At 72.6% G+C, this 6,942-nt stretch carries 10 protein-coding genes; 3 read left to right on the forward strand and 7 right to left on the reverse strand.

Annotation, left to right across the window (positions count from 1 at the left end):
• Window positions 1–71 precede the first annotated feature (71 nt).
• The 4 genes from ACZ63F_RS36860 to ACZ63F_RS36875 form a co-directional block, all read right to left on the reverse strand.
• The gene (locus ACZ63F_RS36860; protein WP_469717919.1) at window positions 72–1,250 is read right to left on the reverse strand and encodes an acyl-CoA dehydrogenase family protein; all 1,179 of its coding nucleotides are present in this window, start codon (window positions 1,248–1,250) and stop codon (window positions 72–74) included.
• A 94-nt stretch (window positions 1,251–1,344) separates the two neighbouring features.
• On the reverse strand, window positions 1,345–1,869 hold the full coding sequence (locus ACZ63F_RS36865) for a cupin domain-containing protein (protein ID WP_469717921.1): 525 nt from the start codon (window positions 1,867–1,869) through the stop codon (window positions 1,345–1,347).
• A 212-nt stretch (window positions 1,870–2,081) separates the two neighbouring features.
• The gene (locus tag ACZ63F_RS36870; protein WP_469717923.1) at window positions 2,082–2,462 is read right to left on the reverse strand and encodes a four-helix bundle copper-binding protein; all 381 of its coding nucleotides are present in this window, start codon (window positions 2,460–2,462) and stop codon (window positions 2,082–2,084) included.
• Window positions 2,463–2,519: 57 nt separating this feature from the next.
• Complete coding sequence (locus ACZ63F_RS36875; RefSeq protein WP_469717925.1) at window positions 2,520–2,963, reverse strand: universal stress protein; 444 nt, start codon at window positions 2,961–2,963, stop codon at window positions 2,520–2,522.
• Between the two features lie 325 nt (window positions 2,964–3,288).
• Here ACZ63F_RS36875 and ACZ63F_RS36880 point away from each other — a divergent pair, with 325 nt between their 5' ends.
• A complete protein-coding gene (locus ACZ63F_RS36880; protein ID WP_469717927.1) occupies window positions 3,289–3,885 on the forward strand; it encodes a CBS domain-containing protein in 597 nt (198 codons plus the stop codon).
• A gap of 180 nt (window positions 3,886–4,065) precedes the next feature.
• Entirely contained in the window at window positions 4,066–4,431 is a 366-nt protein-coding gene (locus ACZ63F_RS36885; RefSeq protein WP_351956391.1) for a DUF6479 family protein, read from the forward strand.
• Between the two features lie 25 nt (window positions 4,432–4,456).
• Here the strand turns inward: ACZ63F_RS36885 and ACZ63F_RS36890 are convergent, their stop codons facing one another.
• From ACZ63F_RS36890 to ACZ63F_RS36900, 3 genes are all read right to left on the reverse strand, one after another.
• The gene (locus tag ACZ63F_RS36890; protein WP_469717928.1) at window positions 4,457–4,912 is read right to left on the reverse strand and encodes an RpiB/LacA/LacB family sugar-phosphate isomerase; all 456 of its coding nucleotides are present in this window, start codon (window positions 4,910–4,912) and stop codon (window positions 4,457–4,459) included.
• A gap of 10 nt (window positions 4,913–4,922) precedes the next feature.
• On the reverse strand, window positions 4,923–5,846 hold the full coding sequence (locus ACZ63F_RS36895; protein ID WP_469717930.1) for an NAD(P)-dependent oxidoreductase: 924 nt from the start codon (window positions 5,844–5,846) through the stop codon (window positions 4,923–4,925).
• Window positions 5,847–5,917: 71 nt separating this feature from the next.
• On the reverse strand, window positions 5,918–6,349 hold the full coding sequence (locus ACZ63F_RS36900) for a MarR family winged helix-turn-helix transcriptional regulator (protein WP_469717940.1): 432 nt from the start codon (window positions 6,347–6,349) through the stop codon (window positions 5,918–5,920).
• A 267-nt stretch (window positions 6,350–6,616) separates the two neighbouring features.
• Between ACZ63F_RS36900 and ACZ63F_RS36905 the strand changes: the two genes are divergently transcribed.
• The coding region (locus tag ACZ63F_RS36905; RefSeq protein ID WP_469717932.1) for an alpha/beta hydrolase at window positions 6,617–6,942 on the forward strand (326 nt) is incomplete at its 3' end.

Below are 6,942 nucleotides of genomic sequence, written 5' to 3' on the forward strand. Positions count from 1 at the left end.
GGAGGCGCATCGCGGCGGCCGGTCCCGGCCGCCCTCGGTGACGTGAGGACCGCCGTCAGCGGTCGCAGAGGCTAGCGCCGTACCCGTGGCATCCCCAGTCCGATCCAGGAGATGATCTCCCGCTGGATCTCGTTGTTGCCGCCGCCGAAGGTGAAGATGACCGCCGAGCGGTAGCCGCGTTCCAGGTCGCCGTGGAGGACCGCGCCCGCCGAGCCCTCCTTGAGCGGGCCGGCCGCGCCGGCCACCTCCATCAGCCAGGCGTAGGCGTCGCGCCGGGCCTCGGAGCCGTAGACCTTGACGGCGGAGGCGTCCTGCGGGGTGAGGGTGCCTTCCTGGACGGCGCTCACCATCTGCCAGTTGAGGAGCTTCATGGCGTCCAGGCGGGTGTGGGTACGGGCGAGGTTGCGCCGCACCCAGGGCAGGTCGACGACCCGGCGGCCGTCGGTGAGCTTGGTCTCCATGGCCCAACGCTGGACGTCGTGCAGGGCGCGGATGGCCATGGTGCCGTGGGCGGCGAGGGTGACGCGCTCGTGGTTGAGCTGGTTGGTGATCAGCCGCCAGCCTTGGTTCTCCTCGCCGACCCGGCGGGACACGGGGACGCGGATGTTCTCGTAGTAGCTGGCCGTGGTGTCGTGCGAGGCGAGCGTGTTGATGACGGTGCAGGAGTAGCCGGGGTCGGTGGTCGGCACCAGCAGCATGGTGATGCCCTTGTGCGGCGGGGCCCCTGGGTCGGTGCGGGTGGCCAGCCAGACCCAGTCGGCGGTGTCGCCGTTCGTCGTCCAGATCTTCTGCCCGTTGACGACGTACTCGTCGCCGTCGCGGACGGCCCGCGTCTTCAGGGCGGCCAGGTCGGTGCCGGCGTCGGGCTCGCTGTAGCCGATGGCGAAGTCGATCTCGCCGGAGAGGATGCGGGGCAGGAAGTACGACTTCTGCTCGTCGGTGCCGTACTGCATGATCGTCGGGCCGACGGTGTTCAGCGCCATCAGCGGGAGCGGTACGCCGGCCTGGGCGGCCTCGTCGAAGAAGATGAACTGTTCCATCGCGGTCAGGCCGCGGCCGCCGTACTCCTTCGGCCAGCCCACGCCGAGCCAGCCGTCGGTGCCCAGGCGGCGGACGGTCTCCCGGTAGAAGCGTTTCTGCGCGGCCGGGTCGGCGTAGCGGGCGTACGCGTTCTCCGGCACCAGGCCGGCGAAGTAGGCGCGCAGTTCGGTGCGCAGCCGCTGCTGCTCGGGTGTGTGGTCGAGGTGCACGGCGCCTCCAGGCTCCCCAAGGGCGGTCCTGACGGCGCACACCGTAGAACGTGTTACAGAAATTGGGAATGGCGGCGGCCCGTCGCGACCGGGGTCAGGACCGGCCGGGCGCCAGCGGGCTGCCGTGCAGGGAGTCGAGCACCTCGGGCCCCAGGACCTTCAGCAGCGGCTCGGTGAAGACGCCGTCCACGAGGACGAACGCCATCCGGGCCGCGGCGTCCGTGCGGTTCTCCCAGCGGTGGTCGGTGCCGCGCTGGATCACCACGTCCCCGGCGCGCAGCACCCGTTCGGAGTCGTCGAGGACGAGGACGACCTCGCCGGCCAGGACGATGCCGTAGTCCACGGTCTGCGTCCGGTGGACCGGGGAGACGCAGCCCGGCGGGAACTCGTTGACGCGGATCTTGGTGCCGCCGGGGGCCGGCGGCACGGTCAGGTCGCGCTCGGTGGGCTCGGGCTCGTCGGCCGCGACGGGTGCCGGTACCGAGTCGGTGTTCCACATCTCGTAGAAGGCGGCGCCGTCGGGCGCGGTGCGGACGACGGGCGGCTCGCCGTCGGAGAGGAACACGGACGTGCCCGTCTCGTCGTGACCGGTGACGATCCGGCGGGGCGGCTGGCTCATGACGGTGCTCCTCTTGTGGCACACGGGAGGCTGGGGACCAGGGCGCTGCTCAGGTCACGCTAGGCAGCCCGGCGGTACGGCGGAAACGCGTATCGGCGATGCCTGCCATCGGGTCGGCGGTTCCGTGGTCACGGCAGGGTCGGCGGCCCCGGCACGCCCCGCGCTCGGCGCGCCCCGCGTGCTCGCACCCTCGGGGACGAGCGGGGACCCCGTCAGCCGAGCGCCGCCATGAAGTCCGTGCAGGCCACGGCGCACGCCCGGCAGGCGGCCGCGCTGGACTCGGCGCCCGGACGGGTGTCGAAGGCCCGCGCGCAGTCGAGGCAGACCGTGCGGCACCACTCCAGCTGGACGCGCAGACCGTCCTCGTCCCTGCCGGTCTCCTCGGTCAGGGCCCGGCAGGTGGCGTCGCACACCTCGGCGCACATGATGCCGGTGCGGCGCAACCGGTCCGCCTCGGCGTCGGCGGCCCCGCCGGGATTCAGTACCCCCGCACGCAGCGCGCACATCCGGGCGCACTCCGTGCAGGCCTGCGCGCACGCGAACCGGTCTTCCAGGAACCGGTACAGGTCCTGTTGAGAAGACGTCCAAGTCATGCGGCCCGGGTAACCAGCACACGGCGCGGGCAAACGCCACGCGGCGCCGGCAGCGGCTCAGTTCTGTTCGGCGCGGACGATCACGACCGGGCAGGTGGCGTGCTGGGACACCTGCTGGCTGACGGAACCGAGCAGCGCGCGGGCGAACCCGCCCCGGCCGCGGCTTCCGACGACGAGGGCCTCGGCGCCCTCCGCGGCCCGCAGCAGGACGTCGGTGGTGTTGCCGTGCACCAGGTGGGAGCGGACCGAGCCCGCCGCGTCGGCGCCGAGCACGTCGGTCAGCTCCTGCCGCATCCGGTCCCGGGCCTCCTCCGCGTCGACGTCCATGTCCACGGCCGGCCCCGACCACCCGTACAGTCCCGGCAGCTCCCACACGGCGACCGCCTCGACGACACCGCCGACGAACCCGGCGTACCGCAGCGCCCAGCGCAGGGCCGTGTACGAGGACGGCGACCCGTCGACGCCGACCACGACCCGCCGCTCGGTGACATCCCCGTCCATGCGCTCCACCTCTCCTCGGGCTCCCCTCGGGCGTCCGGCAGGCCCCTCCTCCACGCTGCGCGACGGACGGCCGCACCGCCAGAGAAGTGCGGCCGGCGGCATGACACGGTCCGTTCGCCGCCGTGCGGGAGCGGGACGGTGAATTGCGGACCGGTCAGCCCTGGTGGCGTGGGCGTTCCCGTGGTGTGCTGGAGGTGACGGGAAGGACCCCCAGTGACGCGGGGAAGCGGTCGGCCACGGCCGCGCACCGCGCAATCAGGATCCGCGAGAAGCGGATGGCGTCCTTCCCGCCCTCTCGTGGTCGGCGGGATCCCAGGAGGCGACCATGCACGACAGCCCGCACACCGTCGGCGACGTGATGACCCGCGACCCCGTGGCCGTGGACCGCGACGCCCCCTTCAAGGACGTCGTCACGCTGATGGACCGGTGGAAGGTGAGCACCCTGCCGGTGCTGGAGGGCGGGGGCCGGGTGGTCGGCGTCGTGTCCGAGGCCGACCTGGCCAGGGCCCGCGCGGTGACCGCCGGCGACCTGATGAACGCGCCCGCGGTGACCGTGCACGCCGAGGCCACCGTGGCGGAGGCGGCTCGCGTCATGGCCCGGCGCGGGGTCAAGCGGCTGCCCGTCGTCGACGGTACGGGCGTCCTCACGGGCATCGTCAGCCGTGCGGACCTGCTGAAGGTGTTCCTGCGTGCGGACGAGGAACTGACCGAGGAGGTGCGCCGGGAGGTCGTCGACCGTCTGTTCCCGCTCTCCGCCGACCACATCAGGGTCGAGGTCGCCGAGGGTGTGGTCACCCTGACCGGCTGGATCGACGGCCCGGAACCGGCACCGGTCGCCGAACGCCTGACCCGCGCCGTGGAAGGCGTGGTCGACGTCCGCTGCCGCCTCTGCCCGGTCTCGGTACGCGACGATCCGCACTGACGCGAGGCAGGCTCCTACCTGCCCCCTTTGGGTTCGTTCCGCCCCATTTTGGTCCGCTCTGGTACGTTCCGGCCCCCTCGCCCCCTCGCCCCCTCGCGGCGTCGCGCCGTTGCCCGCTGTGTACGATTGGCTACCGATTGCGTGCGGTTCATGCCGTTCTGGGCTGGGTATCCCTTTGCTATGAGTACGGAACCGATGCAGCTGGCCGCTCCCAGCGGCCTACTGAGTCTCGCGCTCTTCGTGGTGGCCGTGGCCGTGCTGGCGATGCTCGCCGGGGGCTTCTGGCTGGGCAACCGGGTCAAGTACCGCGAGTCGCCCCGGCCGCGTCCCGAGGAGCAGCCGAAGCTGCCACCGGAGGGTGCTGTGCACGAGATCCGGGAGAACCGCGAGTCGGAGGAGATCCCGCTGATGCCCAAGGGCGGCCGCCCGCTCACCCCGTACGAACTCAGCAACCAGCAGACCAGGCCGAGCACGTCCAAGGACCGGCCACGCTGGAGCAAGGGCTCCAGCGGCTCGTTCGGCGGCGGCGGGCTCGGCGCCCACTGACACCTGACAGTGCCCTGGACAGACCCTAGACAGTCCCGCGGCCCGCGTCGAGGCGACCGACGTGGGCCACGTTCCCGAGGTCCTCGGCGTCCTCGCTCGGCGTGGCCGCGAACCAGGCGTCGAGGATCTCCTTGAGCACCGGCTGCGAGGTCAGCCGGAGTCCGATGGCGAGGACGTTGGCGTCGTTCCAGCGGCGGGCGCCGTCCGCGGTGTAGGCGTCGGCGCACAGCGCCGCGCGGACACCGGGCACCTTGTTGGCGGCGATCGAGGCGCCGGTGCCGGTCCAGCAGCACACCACGGCCTGGTCGGCGGCGCCGGCGGCGACGTCGCGGGCGGCCGCCTCCGAGCAGACGGCCCACTGCGGGTCGGCCCCGGGTGCCAGCGCGCCGTACGCGCGCACGTCGTGACCGCGGCGACGCAGCTCTTCGACGAGGAGACGGGCGACGGGTTCGTCCATGTCGGAGGAGACGGAGATCCGCATGGTCCGGAGCCTAGTCGGTCACCGGCCGCGGCGCGGTGTCCGTGCGGGCCTCGATCGCGGTGAGGACCGAGGACATGTCGAGGCGGGCGTTGCCCAGCCGCACGCTCTCGCCGTAGAGCTCGCTGCTGAGGTCGAGCATGGGGGTGGCGATCCCGGCCGCGCGGGCCGCGTCGGCGATGAGCCGGGTGTTGGCGTAGGCGTCGGCGGTGGCGGCCTGGACGGTGAAGTCGTGGGCCGCGAGCATCGGGACCTTGACCCGGGTGACGCCGCTGCCCAGCTGGCCGGAGTCGACGACGGCACGGAAGGTCTCCAGGTCCAGGCCCTGCCGCTGGGCGAAGTGGACGGCCTCGGCCAGTGCCGCGAGGGTGGTGTCCAGGTAGAGGTTGACGGCCAGTTTCATGAGGACACCGGATCCGGCCGGGCCGCAGTGGACGGCCTCCCGGCACATCGGGGCGAGCAGCGGCCGCACCTCCGCCACCGTGTCCGGGTCGCCGCCGAGCATCGCGACCAGTTCGCCCGCCTCGGCCGGCTTGCGCGACCCGGAGACGGGCGCCTCGACGAAGCGGCCGCCGGCGGCCTCGATGTCGGCGGCGAGTCCGCGCGCGTACTCGGGTGACGTCGAGCCCGTCGACACGACGACCCGGCCGGCGACCCGTTTGGCGAAATCCGGTCCGCCCCGGCCCAGGACGGCGTCCGTCACCGTCTCGTCGACGAGCATGACGAACACGACACGGGCGTGGGCGAAGACCTCCTCGGCGCTCGCCGCCACCCGCGCCCCGGCCGCCCGCAACGGCTCCGCCCGCTCCGGCGTCCGGTTCCACACGACGAGCGGGGTGCCGGCCCGGGCGAGGTTGAGCGCCATGGGCTGCCCCATCACCCCGAGTCCGACGAAGCCGCACACCGGAGCACCGGTGCTGCCTGTCGCTTGTGTCATCGTCACAACTCCCGGCCGTCGTGCGGTGGGTGCGGATCACCGGCACCGGACGGTGCCTGGTGCGGGTGCCGTCAGCGGCCGACGGCGGGTTCGGAGACGTTCGCGGTGAGCAGGCGCAGCAACTGTTTGGCCGTGGCGTCCTGTTCGGGCGTCAGGCCCATCGCGTCGCCGATGGCCACCGGGACGGAGCGGGCGCGGTCCCGGAGCCCGGCACCGTCCGCGGTCAGCCGGATGGCGACGGACCGCTCGTCGTCGGGGCGCCGTTCCCGGGTGACCAGGCCGCTCGCCTCCAGGCGCTTCAGCAGCGGGGAGAGCGTGCTCGACTCCAGTTGCAGCGCGGCGCCGAGTTCGCGCACGGACACCGAGTCCTGGTCCCACAGGACGAGCATCACCAGGTACTGCGGATAGGTCAGCCCCAGCTCGTCCAGGAGCGGGCGGTAGCGCGCGGTCACCGCGCGGGAGGCGGCGTACAGCGCGAAGCAGAGTTGGTCGTCGAGGAGCAGCGAGCCCTCGGCCGGCTCGGCGGCGGTGCGGTCCACGGGGCGGCTCCTGGTTCCTGCGGCGTTCTGGCCGGTCACCACCTTAGCTTCCGGTCCCCTCGACCCCATGGAGCCCAAGCTCTTCGCATCCGATGACATCGGGCACCAACAGATCGACCCACGATAAGTAGCGCGCGACTTAATCGCGCGCTACTCTCTTTCTCGTGCCGCCGCCCCGGTGAACATCGCCGGGCACCCTTGCGTGCGGCACCCGATACCGAGGAGGCCGTCATGACCGACGCCACGCCCGTCACTCCGGTTCTCGAACCCGCCGCCCAGGCCTTCGTCGAGGCCACCGCCAACCCGCCCTACCTCTTCGACCTCGCTCCCGCCGAGGGCCGCAAGGCCGTCGACGAGGTCCAGTCCGGCGACGTCGCCAAGCCCGCTGTCGACGAGGAGTGGATCACCGTCGAGGGCGGCCCCACCGGCACCGTCCGCGCCCGCATCGTCAAGCCCGCCGGTACCACCGCCACCCTGCCCGTCATCCTCTACATCCACGGCGCCGGCTGGGTCTTCGGCAACGCCCACACCCACGACCGCCTCGTCCGCGAACTCGC

This window comes from Streptomyces sp. NPDC104761 (assembly GCF_055583445.1).